Annotated in this window: 14 protein-coding genes; 2 read left to right on the top strand and 12 right to left on the bottom strand. The window is 30.3% G+C overall.

Annotated features, from left to right (window positions below; all coding sequences use genetic code 11):
- Positions 1-28: 28 nt before the first annotated feature.
- From JEY78_RS14255 to porU, 6 genes are all read right to left on the bottom strand, one after another.
- Complete coding sequence (locus JEY78_RS14255) at positions 29-655, bottom strand: hypothetical protein (protein ID WP_291852819.1); 627 nt, start codon at positions 653-655, stop codon at positions 29-31.
- An 82-nt stretch (positions 656-737) separates the two neighbouring features.
- Entirely contained in the window at positions 738-1808 is a 1071-nt protein-coding gene (locus JEY78_RS14250; protein ID WP_291852816.1) for a 3-oxoacyl-ACP synthase III family protein, read from the bottom strand.
- A 32-nt stretch (positions 1809-1840) separates the two neighbouring features.
- Positions 1841-2224 carry a group III truncated hemoglobin gene (locus tag JEY78_RS14245; RefSeq protein ID WP_291852813.1) on the bottom strand — a complete coding sequence of 128 codons (384 nt, stop codon included), beginning with the start codon at positions 2222-2224 and terminating at the stop codon, positions 1841-1843.
- Positions 2225-2232: 8 nt separating this feature from the next.
- Positions 2233-2715, bottom strand: a complete 483-nt coding sequence (gene cdd, locus JEY78_RS14240; protein ID WP_291852811.1) for a cytidine deaminase — start codon at positions 2713-2715, stop codon at positions 2233-2235.
- Between the two features lie 20 nt (positions 2716-2735).
- The gene (gene porV / locus JEY78_RS14235; protein ID WP_291852808.1) at positions 2736-3878 is read right to left on the bottom strand and encodes a type IX secretion system outer membrane channel protein PorV; all 1143 of its coding nucleotides are present in this window, start codon (positions 3876-3878) and stop codon (positions 2736-2738) included.
- A 38-nt stretch (positions 3879-3916) separates the two neighbouring features.
- Positions 3917-7723, bottom strand: coding sequence for a type IX secretion system sortase PorU (porU, locus tag JEY78_RS14230; RefSeq protein ID WP_291852805.1), 3807 nt, complete (start codon positions 7721-7723; stop codon positions 3917-3919).
- Between the two features lie 162 nt (positions 7724-7885).
- Here porU and gldJ point away from each other — a divergent pair, with 162 nt between their 5' ends.
- Positions 7886-9592, top strand: a complete 1707-nt coding sequence (gene gldJ, locus JEY78_RS14225; RefSeq protein ID WP_291852802.1) for a gliding motility lipoprotein GldJ — start codon at positions 7886-7888, stop codon at positions 9590-9592.
- A gap of 64 nt (positions 9593-9656) precedes the next feature.
- On the top strand, positions 9657-10916 hold the full coding sequence (gene murF / locus JEY78_RS14220; protein ID WP_291852799.1) for a UDP-N-acetylmuramoyl-tripeptide--D-alanyl-D-alanine ligase: 1260 nt from the start codon (positions 9657-9659) through the stop codon (positions 10914-10916).
- Here the strand turns inward: murF and JEY78_RS14215 are convergent.
- The 6 genes from JEY78_RS14215 to JEY78_RS14190 all read right to left on the bottom strand — a co-directional run bounded on the left by JEY78_RS14215 (position 10902) and on the right by JEY78_RS14190 (position 19084).
- Positions 10902-11762, bottom strand: coding sequence for an N-acetylglucosamine kinase (locus tag JEY78_RS14215; protein ID WP_291852796.1), 861 nt, complete (start codon positions 11760-11762; stop codon positions 10902-10904). The genes murF and JEY78_RS14215 overlap by 15 nt on opposite strands.
- Before the next feature lie 20 nt (positions 11763-11782).
- Entirely contained in the window at positions 11783-12787 is a 1005-nt protein-coding gene (gene gap, locus JEY78_RS14210) for a type I glyceraldehyde-3-phosphate dehydrogenase (RefSeq protein WP_291852793.1), read from the bottom strand.
- A gap of 31 nt (positions 12788-12818) precedes the next feature.
- The gene (gene pfkA, locus JEY78_RS14205) at positions 12819-13805 is read right to left on the bottom strand and encodes a 6-phosphofructokinase (protein ID WP_291852790.1); all 987 of its coding nucleotides are present in this window, start codon (positions 13803-13805) and stop codon (positions 12819-12821) included.
- Between the two features lie 163 nt (positions 13806-13968).
- Positions 13969-15324 carry an alpha-amylase family glycosyl hydrolase gene (locus JEY78_RS14200; RefSeq protein ID WP_291852786.1) on the bottom strand — a complete coding sequence of 452 codons (1356 nt, stop codon included), beginning with the start codon at positions 15322-15324 and terminating at the stop codon, positions 13969-13971.
- Positions 15325-15330: 6 nt separating this feature from the next.
- Entirely contained in the window at positions 15331-17412 is a 2082-nt protein-coding gene (locus JEY78_RS14195) for a glycoside hydrolase family 97 protein (protein WP_291852783.1), read from the bottom strand.
- A 10-nt stretch (positions 17413-17422) separates the two neighbouring features.
- Entirely contained in the window at positions 17423-19084 is a 1662-nt protein-coding gene (locus JEY78_RS14190; RefSeq protein WP_291852780.1) for an alpha-amylase family glycosyl hydrolase, read from the bottom strand.
- Positions 19085-19088: the final 4 nt, after the last annotated feature.

Raw genomic sequence — 19088 nt, 5'->3', positions numbered from 1 at the left:
AAATCCCCTCAATTGAGGGGATTTTTTTCTATCTTTGGCTCCCCGTAGGGTCTTCTATATCCGATTTGCAACTTGTTTTGCAGAACTCAAAATACATTGCCCAGCTATCGCCTTCAAATCCTTCTCCTTGTCCCCACCCTGTTTCTCTTTGTATTTCATTGCCTTTTTCATCAATTTTAACAACTTCACAATGTGCGGCTATATAAAAGCAATCACTTAAAGCTTCTGCTGGAATTTTATATTCAACTTCAAAATCAGAAATTATATTAGCTTCATAATCCATTCTTTTTTCAAATACACCAGGCTTTGGATTACCTTTTTTTGTTTCAGGAATTCCATCTTTATCTCCAGCGTATAAATGTGTTAATTTAATTATCCAATTTTCATTAGAAATATAAGATATGTAAACAAAATCAATACCATCTTCATTTACAATTTCAACATCAATTCTACCGGCAGTATAATTTTGACCGGCAATTAATGCTGTTGAAAAACAAGCAGTTTCAGAATTTCTAGAAAGTAACTCTGATAAATCTTTAGTATTTACAGTAAACTCATAAGAATTTGTTTTAATTTCACTAAACTGTGAATCTTCAGTCTGACAGCTATTAAGCATTACAATTGCCATAATAGCAAAAAAAGTTTTTTTAATCATAATATTTGTTTTTGAGGGGTTTATGCAAGAAAGATACAAAAAACCTTTTAAAAAAACACTATTTATCAATTAACTTTTGAGCTTAATATCTATAAACAACTGCATTTATATTCATTCCTGCACCTACTGATGCCATTATTACAACATCTCCTTTATTAATTTCTTGATTTTCAATTTTTCTTTGCTTCACTAAATCAAAAAGAGTTGGTACCGTAGCAACAGAGCTATTTCCTAACTTATGAATACTCATTGGCATTACATATTGTGGTACTGGCTTTTTATACAATCTATAAAATCGTTTTAAAATAGCTTCATCCATTTTTTCATTTGCCTGATGAATAAATATTTTCTTAACGTCATCAATACCTACACCACTTTTATCTAAAGCAGCTTTCATAGCTAATGGAACATGATTTAATCCGTATTCATAAATTTTTCTCCCAAGCATTTTTATATAACGAATGTTAGATTTATCTTCCTTATTATATGATTTTCCATAAAACAAATAAAAACATTCATCAACAGTGTTTGTTTGGTTCGCATGACTCAATATACCAGCTTCTCCATTACCCTCAACGGCTTCAATAATACACGCTCCTGCTCCATCTGAATAAATCATAGAATCTCTATCAAAAGGATCTATAACTCGCGATAATGTTTCTGTCCCAATTACTAAACACTTTTTAGCAATTCCGGACTTAATATATGCTTCAGCTTGTATAACTCCTTGAATCCAACCTGGACAACCGAAAAGAATATCATACGCCACACAATTAGGATTATTAATTTTCAAATTATGTTTTACTCTAGAAGCCAAACTAGGTAAAATATTACTTTGAATTGAACCTATTTCTACGTCTCCAAAATTATGCGCTAAAATAATATAATCAATTGTTTCTTTATCAATCCCTGAATCTGCAATAGCTTTTTCAGCTGCAAAAAAACCAAGATCTGAAGATGTTAAATCTGAAGTTGCATATCGTCTTTCTTCTATTCCCGTAATTGACTTAAACTTATCTATTATAATATCATTTTCATATTCAAATGGGGTTCCATCTTCATTTAAAAAAGTATCTTTTAAAAATTCTGAATTTTTTTTAACAAGTGCTGGTATATAGCTCCCTGTTCCTGTAATAACTGAGTTAATTTTCATTCTTTAAAATTAGACAATAAAATTAAATTGTATTACTTATTTAACTCCGATATTTTAATTTCCATTACGATGGCTATCGACAAAGCTCGTGACTTTGCAGCGTGTGCCATTTCACCTTCAAAAAGCTCATCAATTGTTGCGTTAAACATTGATAACCAAGCATTAAAATACTCTTTTGAAATAGGTTTATTTTGATGTAAAACTAGGTGAGGTTGCATTGCATTTTTACGATACCCACCGGAATAAAAAAGGATATTATCCCAAAAATCTACTAACGTTTGAAGATGTTCTTCTAATAAGTCTGGTTTATTGAATTCTAAAAAAAAATGACGCATTAAATCGTCATTCATTAATTTTACATAAAAAGCTTTTACCAATAGATAAATATCTGTTCTATTTTCAATATCTTTTTTCATTTAAAATTTTAAAGAAAAGATTTATCAAAGGCAATTGGTAATAAATTTAATAGTGAATCTGTCATAATAATTTTGCCAATTTCACCCATAAAATACACCTCTATTTTATCTTTTTGTTTTAATTCATATTCAGATAATGTTTGTCTGCAACCACCACAAGGAGCTACTGGCTCATTTAAAATTTGTGATGATGAACTAGCTGATATGGCTAATTTTAATATTTTCTCATTTGGAAATTCAGAAGAAGCTTTCCAAATTGCAACCCTTTCAGCACACATACCAGATGGATATGCAGCATTTTCTTGGTTATTTCCAGTAACTATAGTGCCGTTTTCTAACAATAGTGCTGCACCAACCTTAAATTTAGAATAGGGAGCATACGCATTTTGTTTTGCTTCAATTGCCACATTCATTAAGTTTTTAGCTAAATCTGACAACTCTTGAATGTCATCAAAAACAGTAATTTGAGTTTTTATTTCAACTTTTTTCATTAAAAAATATCCTTATTTAATTAATATACTTCAAAAAGTTCTCCAAAATCAAATGATAAAGAAAACCGAAGTGTATTTTCTAATGGATTATTTATATCAGAAGCATTAAATAAATATGAAATGTCTAACCTTGAACTTTTAAATTTAAATCCTGATCCTATTGTGAAATATTTACGAGCTCCTTTTATATCACTTTCATTAAAATAACCTGCTCGTAATGCAAAAGAGTTATCATATAAGTACTCTGCTCCTAATCCCCACGTAAACTCTTTTAATTCTTCGCTAAAACCACCTGGAGCATCTCCAAATGATTTAAACATTCCACTAACAAATCCTGTTTCTTCTTGTAAATATGGTGGTTCTCCATTTCCATCTCTTGATACACTTGGCGTTGGCACTAACAATTTATTAAATTCTAAATTCACACCAATTTTATTAAAATCATCTAAAATAAAATCAAATCCACCACCAATTTTTAAGTTTGTTGGAATATAGTTTTCTTGCCCATCATTTGAATATGAAACTTTTGGCCCAACATTTGAAATATTAAAACCACCTCTCCAAACACCATTAAAATCGCCATAATTAGCTTCATTTGACTGATAGTATCCAGATATATCAACGGCAAATGTATTTACAGGGTTTATTGTTGAATTAGCAGACTCAATACCCAAATCTGAACGAATATATCTTAATGTAACACCCATGGAATATGTTTCATTCAACTTTAATGAATAAGACCCATCTACAGAAAATTCATTCAATTTTTCGGTCCCCTCTGGAGCTCCGTTTATATCGGTTAAATCTATTTGACCTAAGTTAAAATATTTTAAACTTGCTGCCCAAGCACTTCTATCATCAATTCTATTAGCAAATGAAAATCCACCTAAAAAAACATCATTTGTAAGCTCTCTTAACCACGGTGTATAAATAACTCCTACAGAAAACTGAGATTTCATAAATGCAAATTTTGAAGCATTCCAATGTTGTGAGTTTGCATCTGGTGATGTTGCTACACCAACATCTCCCATTCCTCCAGCTCTTGCATCGGGTGCAATTAAAAGAAACGGTGTTGCTGTTGTAATTGGATTTGGTATATCTTGAGCTGTAATAGTTTTTGTAAAAACAACTAATAAAGCTAGGGTAAAAATTATTTTTTTCATCAAAAGGGTTATTTTAACTTTACAAATATCTTAATTTCTTATTGAAGTATTACTAATTTTTCTATTTTTTCGGAGGAAGCGTTTGAATTTACAGATTTTACTTTTAATTTATAAATATATACACCTTTTCCTATTTTTGAACCAAAATCATCTAATCCATTCCAAATTATTGATTTACATAAATTTCCTTCAGATTGGACTGTTTGATTTATAGTTTTTACTAATTTTCCTGAAACTGTAAAAATTTGAATTTGAACATTTAATAATTCGTTAGGTTTATTGTGATTAAACCAAAATTCTGTATAGTTAATAAAAGGATTCGGATAATTTAATACATTGGTTAAAACTAAATCACTATTACTTACTACAATAAATGTAAACGAAGTTTCTGATAAATTATTGTAAGTATCCCATACTTTCAATTGAATAGTGTGAGCACCTGGTTTTAAATCTCTAAAAGGATAGGTCACTTTTCCTTTTTTATAGTTATTTAATTCTGTTTGATAATAATCATTTAAAATAATTGGATTTGATTGATCACCATCTAAAATGGCAACAATATCGTGATCTACTGCAGTAATTGAAGTGTTTATTCCACTTTCATCTTCAATTACAGCTATAAATAAAGGAGATTCATTTGTATTTCCTCCTTCCACAAAGTTTAAATCATTCATATACAACTGAACAATAGGACCAACTGAATCTTCCGCAGCATTTGTATTTATTCCTCCAACGGTTATATCACTGTTATAACCGAACTTATCAATTAATGTATTATCTGCATAAAAACTTAATTTACCTTTGCCAAAAGCAATTTTAATATCTTTCGGCGCAATAAAATCAAACGAAAAATTACCATTTTCAACTTTAGAACGACCCGTAAATATTTTACTTTCTAAAACATCAAATTCCATTATTTTATTTTTATTGTCGTTATCAAGAGTTGTTTTATTTATTAATTTATCATAAACCGTCACATTAATTTCCCCATTAAAATCTGTAACAACATTCTCCGATAAATCTGTAATTTCACCCTCAAATTTAACATACGACAAAGCCTTTATTGTATCTAAAGATTGAGAAATGTCCTTATTATTCATTTTTGTTAACCTTACATTAGGTTTTGGAACACTTAAATGCATTGCTGGATCTCCAATATTAAATACAAAAAAACGCTGTGTTGTTGAAAATTGATTTTTTGTATACATTAACGCTTCTGAAATTGTATAATTTTCGTTATTAAAATTTAGCAAAGGCTTTATTAATCGTTCATTTAGTGATTGTCCAACACTAATAAAAATTTCTCTTGTTGTTGAAATAAGTGTTGACGCTCCTCCATTTTCGTTCCAAAACAAAAATTCTCCTGCTGTTTTTCTAAGTGGATTATCAAATCTTGTAAATTCACAAGTTACGGTAACAAAAAGGGGCAATTTAAAACTATTACTATATTTTTGAATATCTAACAAACCTAAAATCCCTTCCGATGCCCATCCAACTTCACCTCCGTGCCCAAAATAATCTATTAATAAAGTACCTGATTCCACCTGGTTGGTAATATCTGTATTTACAGCAGGATATTTTTTTCCACCTGATGTGCTTTCTTGTGTGTAGGCATCTAAATAAATTTTCTTCAAGTTAAATTGAGGCTTTCCTTTAAAAATAGTATCTGCAATTCTTTCCATATTTTCTTGCAAAACCTCTTCTCCTGTTGCATCAATATCGTCAGCAATAAGTGTTATACTCGTTCTCCAATTTCCAAATGAATTTTTATGATAATAACTTAATAATTTATCAACCACTTTTTCAGCTTCCAAAACATTTGTAACAGGAATTCTTCCCGTAGCAACATCTTGCTGTTCAAAAGACAACAAGGAGCCTTCGTTAGCATCCATCATTCCATAATAATCATCTGTAACATAGGATGTTGCCAAATTAAAACTATCAAAAGCTTCAAAAACTGGCACAATATTATTATTCCCATTTATTCGGTTTTTATAATCATATGAAGCATCACCAAATAAACAAACGTATTTAATCTTATTGGTTGATGAATTATCGTACAGATGTTTAAAAAAATCTCTAATAGCCGTTAAATCTGGAGAGCCTGAAGCGAACTCATTATATATTTGATTTAATTTTACAACCTCCACTTTTAAATTAGAATTTAATCTATGAAAACTTGCTAGCCTTTCAGCTTGGTCAACAAGATAATCTTGAGTTACAATTATATAATCTATGTTATTTAAACTATGAAGGTTTTGATTTTCAACACTACTTTCTTCAATTATTTTTGGCGTGTAAAAGTCATTGTTATTAATTGCTACAAATTCTTCTAATAAACCTCCATTCACTCTAAATTTAAAATTTGAATCAGAAGATTGATTTGTGATGTTTTGCGGGGTTAAACCATTTGAAACATTCCAAATCATATCAATATTTGAAGCGTTACTAATTGAGTATTCAACAATTCCATTTAAATTTAAAATATCAAAATTCCTAAAAGAAAATTGCTGCCCTTTTGCTATTAAATTTTTAGTACCAATAACTTCTATATAATCTAAAAATGCTTTTGATGAAGGATTCCCCCCATTATTAAAATTGATTTCAACAGTTACACTATTTCCTTCTGCAGAAATGCTTCCTTTATTTTCAATGGCAATGGCTTTTGTTAAACCTCCATTTGCGGGAAAATTTAAATTAAATAAATTTTGATTATTTACTTTTACAGATATTGCTGATGCTAATGAAGACTCTACAACTCCTCTAACTTTTACATATATATTTGAAGCTGGTAATATTTCACCAAAAGGTATTGAATATAATTTTGAGCTATCAACACTCAAATCATCACCAAACCACTGTTGACCTGCTCCATACAAATTCACATCGTCTTTTTCAAAAAAAGTAAAATCATGAAATGTTGTTACTACATTATTTGAAGAAGAAGAAATAATTGGCTGATTAACTATACGCTTTCCTGAAGTAGCTCCAACTGTTAAAAAATAAAAAGATTCATCAGAAAAAATATTAAATGTATGACCAATATTTTCTACCGTAGGATTCAATGTCATATCCCAATTATGAGGCCCTTTTCCATAAAACAATATATAATCATTAGCGTCAAATTTATTATCATTCTCACCACTAACAACTATCGCTGTTTCTTGCAAATCATCATACCTAAATTCACTGTTTTTAAAAGGTAACATAGCTCCACCATTACCAAATATTTGAATGTTTTTAGGATTAATCTCATTTACATTAACACCTAATTTTTGTAAAAATGCTTTATCAATTTTATAAACTCCTGTAGTATCAATTTTAAACTTATACCAAGTTCCAGAACTTAAAACCGAATTTTTAATTTGTGAAGTAGATTTGTTTTGATAGTTCACCTTTTGAGTGGTATACTCTAATTCAAATGAAATTACTTTTTTAAAAATATTATTTAACTTTACTAAAGGCACAAAATCTAAAATTGCTACAGCATTACCACGTTCTTTTGCAACATTCAGTTTAGGATTAATAACTGTTAAAATTGATGAAACATTTACAAAATTATTTGTTGGTACAAGTGCATCTTCAAAAACAATATTTATAATTTTAAAGTTACTGATATTTAAATTATTGTCTATTTTCCAACTTTCATAAAAAATTGGAAGTAAATCATTATTTACCTGACCTCCTTCAATTAAATCTATTTGAATTTGAGTGTTACTATTAACTGTAAATTTTGAGTTTTCTTTCCAATTTATAGTAAACTTCTTAAAATACGTGTTTTGTGCAAAAAGAATATTTCCAATGAAGGAAATGATGAAAAATAGTATTAATTTTGAGGTTTTCATTAAATTTATAATGAGAATTTTTAGTTGCTATTTTTAATATAATACAACATTACATATAATAAAGAACAAAAACAATCGTTAGTAATAAACATAATTAATTTTTTTCTTGTAAAAAAATTTATTTAATGTAAATTGCGACACAAAACCCTAATTGAGTTTAATATGAATTTTAAGAATTTATACAGCATCACAAAAATATTAATAGCACTTGTGTTAATAGTATCTTTGACTAGTTGCCATAATAGAAACCCTAGAAAAAATGTATCCTTAACTGGCTGGTCTTCAAAAGATAAAAAATCTGCAGGCTTCGCAGAAGTTGGAGATTATAGAGGGCAACAAGCGCCTCCAGGAATGGTGCTTATTGAAGGAGGTTCTTTTACAATGGGACATGTACAAGATGATGTTTTATTTGACTGGAATACAACACCTATTAAGCAACAAGTACGTTCATTTTATATGGATGAAACTGAGGTTACCAACGCTGAATATTTATTTTATTTAGATTGGATGGAAAAAGTATTCCCACCAAATGATGTTAATTACGAAAACATTTATTTATCTGCAGTACCTGATACATTGGTTTGGAGAGATGTTTTAGGTTTTAACGAATTACTTACAGAAAATTATTTAAGACATCCTGGCTATGCAGATTACCCAGTAATTGGTGTTAGTTGGCTTCAGGCAAATCAATATTGTAACTGGAGAACTAATAGGGTAAATGAAAAAATATTAATGGACAAAGGGGTTTTAAAAAATATTTACAACCTTGAAGGAACTGAAGTAAATGGTCAAAACAACTTTGATACAGACGCCTATTTAAATAATCCTAATCAAGTTTTTGGAGGAAACAAAGACATTTACAGAAAAGGATTAAGTGATAATGTTAAAAGAAGTAAAAATGATCCAAAACCTGCCAGAGGTGAATTTACAGGTAGACAAGTAAAAGTTTCTGATGGTATTTTAAGTACTAAATTTAGACTTCCAACAGAAGCTGAATGGGAATATGCAGCTAAAGCAATTGTTGAAGATAGAGAATATAATAATACTCGTGGTAGAAAAAAATATGCTTGGAGCGGAAAATATACCAGAAACAAATCTAAAAAATATAAAGGCGATCAATTAGCCAACTTTAAACAAGGTAAAGGAGATTATAGTGGGGTTCCTGGTTGGAGCAATGACGGTGCTGACATAACCATTCAAGTAAAATCTTATGAGCCAAATGCTTTTGGATTGTATGATATGTCGGGAAATGTTGCAGAATGGGTTGCTGATGTTTATAGACCGATTATAGATAATGATGCTAACGATTTCAACTACTTTAGAGGAAACATTTTTACGAAAAAAATGATAGATGCTGAAGGAAATGTGGTAATTACTGATAACGCATCTGTTGAATATGATACTTTAGATAATGGTAAATTAATTGCAAAATCATTACCTGGTAGTGTAAAATATATTCCAGTTACAAAGAGAGATGCTTATATGAGAGATAATTATGAAAAATCATATAATGTTGATGCTCAAGATGGCGATTTAAAATCCACCAAGTTTTATGCACAAGACGAGGAAGAATTAGAGGCGAAACCACGAATGTACAACTCTCCCGTTAAACCTCGTGAAATAGGCGAAAGTGGCTTGTTAATACAACAATATGATGTTGAAAAAAGAAACACCTTAATTAGCGATAAATCTAGAGTTTATAAAGGAGGTTCTTGGAAAGATAGAGAATATTGGTTAGACCCTTCTCAAAGAAGATATTTACCTGAATATATGGCGACAAACTATATTGGTTTTAGATGTGCAACAGATAGAATTGGCCCAATGACCTATAAAAGAAGGTTGCCTACCACTACAAAAATTAGATATTAACTATTATAATTATAAAATTAGTAACCTCACTAAAATTTAGTGAGGTTTTTTTTATCTTTAATTTATGAAAATAGAACAATTACATCAGCTTTTTACTGAAAATTACTTAATAGATACTGACACCCGAAAAATAAGAAAAGAAAGCCTTTTTTTTGCACTTAAAGGTGATAATTTTAATGGAAATACTTTTGCCGTTAAAGCAATTGAAAACGGAGCAAAATACGCTATTATAGATGAAGCTAAATATAATATACATCCTAACACCATTTTGGTATCCAATGTACTTGAAACACTACAAAATTTAGCCAATTTCCATAGAAAAATATTAAAAACAACTATCATTTCTTTAACAGGTAGTAATGGTAAAACAACATCCAAAGAATTGATAAATGCTGTACTTTCAAGAAAGTATAAAACAATAGCAACCAAAGGTAATTTAAATAACCATATTGGTGTTCCATTAACACTCTTATCAATTACTCCAGATACGGAAATTGCAATTGTAGAAATGGGCGCAAATCATTTAAAAGAAATTGAAACGTTATGCAAAATTGCTGAACCCAATTATGGTTTCATTACTAATTTTGGAAAAGCTCACTTAGAAGGTTTTGGAAGTGTTGAAGGTGTTATTAAAGCTAAATCTGAATTGTATGATTTTCTTAGAAAAAATAATGAAATTGCCTTTATAAATACTGATGATAAACTTCAAATTAAACAATCTTTAGGAATAAAAACTATAGAATTTAGTTCAAATGAAATTCAATTTATAGAAGCAAATCCATTTGTAAAAGTAGGTTTTCAGAATTCTGAAATTAGGAGTCAACTAATTGGAAAATATAATTTTAATAATATTGCCGCTGCAATTGCAATTGGAAGTTATTTTAAAGTTTCAATTGAAGAAATAAAAGAGGGTATTGAAAACTACGTTCCAACAAACAATAGATCTCAAATAATTGAAAAAGGAACAAATAAAATTATTTTAGATGCATACAATGCGAATCCAAGTAGTATGAGTGCAGCTCTTGAAAATTTTAATCAATTAAAAGACAATAATAAAATTGTTTTTTTAGGTGATATGTTTGAATTAGGAGATGATAGCGCTTTTGAACACCAAAATATTGCTGATTTAGTTGCTTCATTTAATTTTAACAAAGTGTATTTAATAGGAAAAGCATTTTCTACAACAAGTGCAAAAAATGCTTTTATATATGATAGTTTTGAAGCGTTTAAAACTTCTATAAATAAACTAACTATTGGCAATGCTACTATTCTAATTAAAGGTTCACGAGGAATGGCTTTAGAAAGAATTTTAGATTTGCTCTAATTTAAGTTGCTCTCTGTGATATTCAATTAAGCCATCTATTGGACGTCTAATAATATTCCCAATTTCAATATTATGAAGATTGGCAACATATTTAATTGCATCTTGTCCAAAATAAGCTATAGAACCTACAAAATGTACGGGAAGACTTTTAGCTTCAGGATATGTTAATATTCTATTTTCAAAAAATTCATTCATTCCGGCGCGTAAAACTTCATTAAAGTAATCGTTTCTTTCATTTCTTAAAATGAACTCAACAAACTTTGCCAAATACGCATTTGGATTTTCTTTTTTGTAAACATTCTTTTTAATGACATCTGCATCTAAATCAAATTGCGTTTCAAAATTCTTCGCAAGTTCTTTAGGCATTCGACCATAATAATAATCAAGAATTAATTTTTTCCCGAAATAATTACCACTAGCTTCATCCATTAAAATATAGCCCAATGAAGGTATTCTTGTTTCAACATTTTCACCATCAAAAAAGCTACTATTAGAGCCCGTTCCAAGAATACAAACAATACCTGGTTTTGTTGTTACTGCATACACAGCAGCATACGTATCTTCTCTTACAACAACTTTAGCATTCACAAAAAATGATTCAAATACAGCTTTTAAAAGCAATGCTAACTTTTGAGTTCCGCAACCAGCACCATAAAAATAAACATTTGAAACCTGCTCTTTACAGTCTACCAATTCTTTATTTTCTTGAATTCTATTCACCAATAAACCTTCGATCAATATTTCAGGATTTAAACCATCGGTTCTCGTCTTAAAAACTTGTACGCCGTATTTATCTAATAAAATCCAATCGGCTTTGGTTGAGCCACCATCAGCTATTAAAATCATTTTTTGTGAATTATTTTATATTATTTTACTGAAGCAATATACTCAGCCAAATCAACTAATTTAGTTGAATAACCAAACTCATTATCATACCAAGCAACTAACTTAAAGAAGTTGTCATTTAAAGCGATTGAAGCCTCAGCATCAAATACACTAGTTCTTGGTTCAGATACAAAATCTTGAGAAACAACAGCTTCATCAGTATATCCTAAAACACCTGCTAATTCATTCTCTGAAGCAGCTTTTAAAGCAGCTTTTACTTCATCCCAAGATGCAGCTTTTTTAGTTCTAACAGTTAAATCAACTACAGAAACGTCAGCAGTTGGTATTCTGAAAGACATACCAGTTAATAAACCATTTAATTCAGGAATTACTTTTCCAACAGCTTTAGCAGCTCCAGTTGAAGAAGGTATAATGTTTGTTAAAGCACTTCTACCACCTCTCCAGTCTTTTTTAGACGGACCATCAACAGTTAATTGAGTTGCAGTTGTTGCGTGTACAGTTGTCATTAAACCTTCAATAATACCAAAGTTATCATTAATAACTTTAGCTAAAGGTGCTAAACAGTTAGTTGTACAAGATGCATTAGACACAATTGTGTTTGCTGCAGTAATTTTTTTATTGTTAACACCCATTACAAACATTGGTGCATCAGCCGAAGGTGCAGAAATTGCAACTTTTTTAGCTCCTGCAGTAATGTGTTTTCCAGCGCCTTCTAAACTTGTAAAAATACCTGTACAATCTAAAACAATTTCAGCTTTTACAGCATCCCATTTTAAATCTTCTGGGTTACGTTCTGCAGTAATTCTAATTTCTTTTCCGTTTACAACTAAGTTTCCATTAGCTACTTCAACAGTTCCGTTAAATTTACCGTGAACTGAATCGTATTTTAATAAATAAGCTAAGTGATCTACATCTAATAAATCATTAATTCCTACTACTTCTACATTTGGTCTTGTCATTGCTACTCTAAAAGCAATTCTACCAATTCTACCAAATCCGTTAATTCCAATTTTAATTGTTGACATCTCTATTATTTTAATTTATTATTCAATTATTTTATACTGAAGTTATTTCAGCAACTTTTAGTAATTCTTCGTTAATATCGTGATTCATTTTTATAGCTTTATTGAACCCAACAGAAGTCACTTCGTTGTTGGTAACACCAACCATAACGCCAGAAGTTCTATCTAATATTGCCTCAACTGCTGCAACGCCCAATCTACTTGCTAAAACTCTATCATAACAACTTGGCGAACCACCACGTTGCATATGGCCTAACACAGATACTCTAATATCATAAAAAGGATATTTTTCTTTGATGTAGTCGGCTAATTCAAAAACGTTTTTACCAATTTTATCTCCCTCAGAAACAACAACAATACTTGATGTTTTTCCTTTTTCTCTACTTTTATCAAGTGATTCAACCAATCTATCTAATCCTAAGTTTTTCTCAGGAATTAAAATTTCTTCTGCGCCAGCACCAATTCCTGAATTTAAAGCAATAAAACCAGCATCTCTACCCATTACTTCAATAAAAAATAATCGGTTATGAGAACTTGCTGTATCTCTAATTTTATCAATTACCTCAACAACTGTGTTTAACGCTGTATCATATCCAATGGTATTATCAGTACCATAAATATCATTATCAATAGTTCCTGGAATACCAACTACTGGAAAATTAAATTCTTCAATAAATTTTAATCCTCCTGTAAAAGTACCATCTCCTCCAATAATTACAAGCGCCCCAATACCAGCTTTTTTAAGGTTTTCATAGGCCTTTGCTCTTCCCTCAACTGTTTTAAATTCTTCTGATCTGGCGGACTTTAAGATTGTACCACCTTTGTTAATGATATTACTTACATGGCGAGCGGAAAGTGTTTCAAAATCTCCTTCAATTAAGCCTTGGTATCCTCTATAAACACCAACACAATCAACTCTGTAATACGTGCATGCTCTAACAACTGCTCGTATTGCAGCATTCATACCTGGAGCATCTCCTCCTGAGGTTAAAACTGCTATTTTTTTAATAGGTTCATTCATTACTTAAAATTAATGCTTCAAAGGTACTTTTTAATGGTATTTTTTCCTACAAATCCAGTTAATATTCACTAAAACGATTTCGCTGTTTTTCGTTAAAAAAGGCATCGTTTAAAGATACCTTTTTTTTATTTAAAAAACTTATTTTCAATTTGTTAAAACATTGTTAATCTATAAATATTATATATTCCCAAGGTTTAAAAGTTTGTTTTGATTCTCCCGAAAAAATAACCTTTTCATTTGTAAAATAATTGGTTGATTCCCCTTCCTTTTTAAATGCAAAATTAACCTCCTTGTTTGATAAATTACCCATAAAAGTAATCTTTTGCCCTTCTTTTTCTCTGGTAAATATTAAAATATTATTATCATCTGAAGAATTAATTTTGGTATATGATGCTGCTTTTTTACCTCCGTTTAATGCTTTATTTGAATTTTTAAGTTTTCCTAATTTTTCTAAAACTGGCCAAACTTTTCCTTTTGTTTTATTGATAGTGTCTTTTTCAAAAAACAATAACCTTTTATTCATATCATACTCTTGACCACTATAAATTAAAGGCATTCCTGGTGCGCAATACGATAATGCCAACATTAATTCTGATGCATCTCCCATACGTTCTTTAACAGTTCCACTCCAAGAGTTTTCATCATGATTTGTAACAAAATTCATTAAAATATCATCTTTAGCATACATTGTATCTATTTGAGTCATTCTTGCATCCCAATTTTTTACATTTTCTTCTCCTTTTGCAATATGGTTCATTCTATGATGTGTATCCCAACCATATCCCATATCAAAAGCATTTTTCATTAACTCAGGTTCCCAAGCTTCAGCTAACATAAAAACTGGTTTTATTTTTTTTAATTCTGCAACTGTATTTTCCCAAAAATCTGTTGGTACCATAGCGGCAACATCACATCTAAAGCCATCTACATTAGCTTCTTTTAGCCAATATTTCATATCTTCTAACATTTCACTACGCATTTCTAAATTGTCATAATTTAAATCAGCTACATCTGTCCAATCAGTTCCAACTGTATGAGTAATTTCTCCTTCTTCATTTTTAGTATAATATTCTGGATGCTCTTTTAACCAAACGTGATCCCAACCAGTATGATTTGCAACCCAATCTAAAATTACATAAATTCCATTTTCATGGGCTGTTTTTACCAATGTTTTTACATCGTCTAAATTACCAAATTCAGGATTTACTTTTGTATAATCTGAAATTGCATAATAACTTCCTAAAGTTCCTTTGCTTTTTGTAGTTGAAATTGGATAAATTGGCATTACCCAAATTATTTTAACACCCAATTCTTTTAACTTTGGAATATCTTCGGTGAATTTATTAAATGTTCCTTCTACTGAATATTGACGAATATTTGCTTCATAAATAACCGCATTTTCAATTGCTTCATCTGAAATTGGCGCTATCTCCTGTTTTTCCACTTTCACTGTTTCTTTAGTTTCTGTTTTGCACGATACTATCATGGCTAAAATTAAAATTAAATAAATATTTTTCATTGATTATTATTTTTTTGGTTTTAAACTAATTGCGAAACCTCCTCCCGGAGCTAATTGCATTTTTATAATTGATTGATTTGATATTTCTATTTCTCTGATATTTATAGCTGTTGGGTTTTTATCCCAATCCGCATCTTTTCCATCTTCATAAATAAAAGCTTGATATATTGTATTTGGACTTAAAAAATTGAAATTTAATTCCATTTCACGTGCATTTTCATCGGTAATACCACCAACAAACCAATTTTCTGAAGTTCTTTCCTTTCTTGCAATTGTAACAAAATCGCCAACTTCACCATTTAAAACTTTTGTTTGTTGCCAATCTACACCAACATCTTTTATAAATTCAAACGCAGGATTTCCTTCATATTTTTCAATTAAATCTGCCGCCATTTGTATAGGACTATAAATAACCACATATAAAGCTAATTGTTGAGCTATTGTAGTATTTACCTGATTTTCAGCTTTCCATTTATCAAATTTAATGTCAAAAATACCTGGTGTATAATCTATTGGTCCAGCCAACATTCTTGTAAAAGCCACAATTGGTAAATGTTCTGCTGGGTTTCCACCATCTGTTGCCCAAGCGTTAAACTCTTGTCCGCGTAACCCTTCACGAGAAATGGTATTTGGATATGTTCTTCGTAAACCTGTATCCTTAATAGGTTCATGCGCATTGATGGCCACTTTGTATTTCGCTGCTTTAATCACTGCATTATTATACTGATTTACCATATATTGACCGTGATGATATTCACCTTTAGGTAATATTTTACCAACATAACCTGTTTTTACAGCATGAATTCCTAAACTTTGCATTAATGCATAGGCCGTATCTTGTTGTTTTTCATAGGTTTGTGTTGCAGCTGAAGTTTCGTGGTGCATAATAATTTCAACACCTTTTTCTTTACCATAACGCACAACTTCTTTTAAATCGTAATCTGTATATGGCGTTACAAAATCAAAAACTCCTTCTCTATCTTCAAAACCAATCCAATGTTCCCATCCGGTATTCCAGCCTTCAACCAATACAGCACCAATATTATTTTTTGCTGAAAAATCTATAAATGCTTTCGCGTTTTTAGTGGTTGCACCATGTTTTCCAGAGGCCATATCCCAACTAGATTTTCCTAAATGCATTTCCCACCAAATTCCTGTATATTTTGTTGGTTTTACCCAAGAAGAAACATCGCCTAATTTATTAGGTTCGTTTAAGTTTACAATTAGTTTAGATTCTATTAAATCTCCAGCTTTTTCTGCAATTTGAATAGTTCTCCAAGGAGTTTCAAAAGGAACCGTTCTAACTACTTTATAATCGTTATTTGCAGAACCAACCAATCCACTTGTCATTGTAAAATTAGTAGTATCAACTTTTAAAGTCATATCCGCATAATCAACCAAAGCAGCTTCATGAAAACTTACATGTAAACCACTTGCTGTTTTCATTGTAACTGGTGTATTTACAGCGTTTAAAGGAATATATGTTTGACCTAAATTTGGATGATTTGCTTTTGATAACGCATCAATTTTAGAAAATTTTGTGGTGTTAAATAAATGCTCATAAATATCCCAATCCCCTGGAGTCCACCAAACTTGATGATCTCCGGTTAAATTAAATTGCGTATTTTCATCGGTAATAAAAACCTCTTTCAAGTTTTCTTGTTCAGGAAATTCATATCTAAATCCGATACCATCATTAAAAACTCTAAAAATTATGTTTAGTTTTCTTTTTAATTCTGATGTTTCTTGCAATTCAATTTTCAACTCATTATAATTATTTACAACGTCTAATTGCTCTCCCCAAGGCATTTGCCAAGTTTCGTTAAAACTACTTGTTGCACTATTAATAATTTTAAAATCTTCTTTTAAAGAAGGAAGTTCTTTTAAATTAAAACCCAAAGTTGAAGATTTTATAACTTCTTTGTTTTTGTAATTCACCAGATAAATTGGCTCACCCTTTTCTGATAAATTAAATTTAATTTCAATTGAATTATCAGGTGAAGCAATTACAATTTCTTGTGATTGTTTTTCTGTACAAGAAGCCATAATTACAGCAAATAATAGTACACTTAATTGAATATATTTCATTTTATTTAGATTATTTTTCAAGTAAAACCACCGAAAATGGTGTGTTAATATGCACTTTACCGTTTTTTACAATTGCCTTAGTTTTAGAATACGTGTCTATTACTTCATCCCCATCTTTAAAAATAGTACCAACAGTTAATTCTTTATCTCCTTCTGGAACATCTAAACCAATAACAACTGCATCAGTGTAGGCGCCCTTTGTAAAAACTCTTTCAAAAACATATGGATTTTTACTCAACATTTTATGAACTCCTGCACCAATTGCTGGATGGTTATTTCTAAACTGTCCTAATTTTTGCCAATGTGTAAGAATGTGTTGGGTTTTTTCGTTACTGGCAATTTCATCCCAATTCATATTTGAGCGTAAAGTTGCATCTCCAACAGTACCTTCAATTATTAAAGATCGTGCAGATTCATCTCCATAATATACTTGTGCTGCACCGGGACACAACAATAATTTAGTTGCAGATTCGTATGGTTTTGTTCTGTCTTTATCAAACGGACTTCCATCATCATGAGAACTCACGTAATTTAAAACTCCAAATCCTTTTAATTGGTTATTCAAAATATTAGAATATCTTGAAAATAATTCTTCATAGGAATTTTGAGCTGCGTTCCATTTAAATTCAAAATTGATTAAACTATTAAATCCATTCTGAAAATAGTTCACTTTTTTATCACCAAAATCATACAATTGTGCGCCTCCAATTCCATAATTGTACACTTCACCAACCATATAAAACGCATTATCATCTAATACTTTATCTGGATTATTTTTCTTCCATTCGGCAAAAGCATACTCGCACTCTTTTTTAAATTCTCCCCAGATTGTTTCTTCAGTATGTTTCACAGTATCAGCTCTATAACCATCAATCCCAAATTCAGTTATATAATCTGTTAACCATTTCATTATATAAAACCTTGGAGCTCTTGGATACCCTGTTCTTGCGAAAAAATCATCTAATTCTTTCATTTCTTGCTCGTATCTTCCTTCAGCTTTCCATTTTTCAGCCAAAACAGTTGGAATTTCTACATTGTCATTACTTTCAGTTTTAATATCTGGTAAATTTTTTACCAACGTACACATTACCGTAGATTCGTAATCTTTATATGAACATTGTACATCTGTTCTCACCCAATCATTTGACCAAACAGGATCTAATTTAGTTACTGGACCTGTGTGATTTATAACGCCATCCAATACAATTCTAATTCCATTTTTATGCGCAGTTTCAACTAACATTTTCAAATCTTCTTTAGTCCCAAAATTAGTATCTAAAGTAGTCCAATCTTTTGCCCAATACCCGTGAAAACCATATGTTGAACCGGTTCCTTCATCAACATCACCGTGAATTTGCTCCACAATTGGTGTTAACCAAATTGCATTTATCCCTAAATCTGTAAAGTAACCCTCTTCAATTTTTTTGGTAATTCCAATAATATCACCGCCTTCAAACCCACGTAATTTTGATGTTTCTTTGGTTCTATTAAAGTTCACATCATTTTCAGGGTTTCCGTTATTAAATCTATCTGTTAATAAAAAATAGATGTTTGCATTTTCCCAAATAAAAGGAACTTCACTGGTTTCTTTTGATGAAGTCATTTCTTGCTTTTTTGTGTTACAACTTGCTAAAGTAATAGTTAGCAACATTAATATTAAATATTCTTTCATTCTT

This window comes from Lutibacter sp. (assembly GCF_016342705.1).
GTDB lineage: Bacteria > Bacteroidota > Bacteroidia > Flavobacteriales > Flavobacteriaceae > Lutibacter.
This window is presented reverse-complemented; position numbering and strand designations above follow the sequence as displayed.

Bases quoted from the DNA above. Each gene is read 5' to 3' on its own strand.
- JEY78_RS14255 (WP_291852819.1), bottom strand. From the start codon at position 655: ATGATTAAAAAAACTTTTTTTGCTATTATGGCAATTGTAATGCTTAAT.
- JEY78_RS14250 (WP_291852816.1), bottom strand. From the start codon at position 1,808: ATGAAAATTAACTCAGTTATTACAGGAACAGGGAGCTATATACCAGCA.
- JEY78_RS14245 (WP_291852813.1), bottom strand. From the start codon at position 2,224: ATGAAAAAAGATATTGAAAATAGAACAGATATTTATCTATTGGTAAAA.
- cdd (WP_291852811.1), bottom strand. From the start codon at position 2,715: ATGAAAAAAGTTGAAATAAAAACTCAAATTACTGTTTTTGATGACATT.
- porV (WP_291852808.1), bottom strand. From the start codon at position 3,878: ATGAAAAAAATAATTTTTACCCTAGCTTTATTAGTTGTTTTTACAAAA.
- porU (WP_291852805.1), bottom strand. From the start codon at position 7,723: ATGAAAACCTCAAAATTAATACTATTTTTCATCATTTCCTTCATTGGA.
- gldJ (WP_291852802.1), top strand. From the start codon at position 7,886: ATGAATTTTAAGAATTTATACAGCATCACAAAAATATTAATAGCACTT.
- murF (WP_291852799.1), top strand. From the start codon at position 9,657: ATGAAAATAGAACAATTACATCAGCTTTTTACTGAAAATTACTTAATA.
- JEY78_RS14215 (WP_291852796.1), bottom strand. From the start codon at position 11,762: ATGATTTTAATAGCTGATGGTGGCTCAACCAAAGCCGATTGGATTTTA.
- gap (WP_291852793.1), bottom strand. From the start codon at position 12,787: ATGTCAACAATTAAAATTGGAATTAACGGATTTGGTAGAATTGGTAGA.
- pfkA (WP_291852790.1), bottom strand. From the start codon at position 13,805: ATGAATGAACCTATTAAAAAAATAGCAGTTTTAACCTCAGGAGGAGAT.
- JEY78_RS14200 (WP_291852786.1), bottom strand. From the start codon at position 15,324: ATGAAAAATATTTATTTAATTTTAATTTTAGCCATGATAGTATCGTGC.
- JEY78_RS14195 (WP_291852783.1), bottom strand. From the start codon at position 17,412: ATGAAATATATTCAATTAAGTGTACTATTATTTGCTGTAATTATGGCT.
- JEY78_RS14190 (WP_291852780.1), bottom strand. From the start codon at position 19,084: ATGAAAGAATATTTAATATTAATGTTGCTAACTATTACTTTAGCAAGT.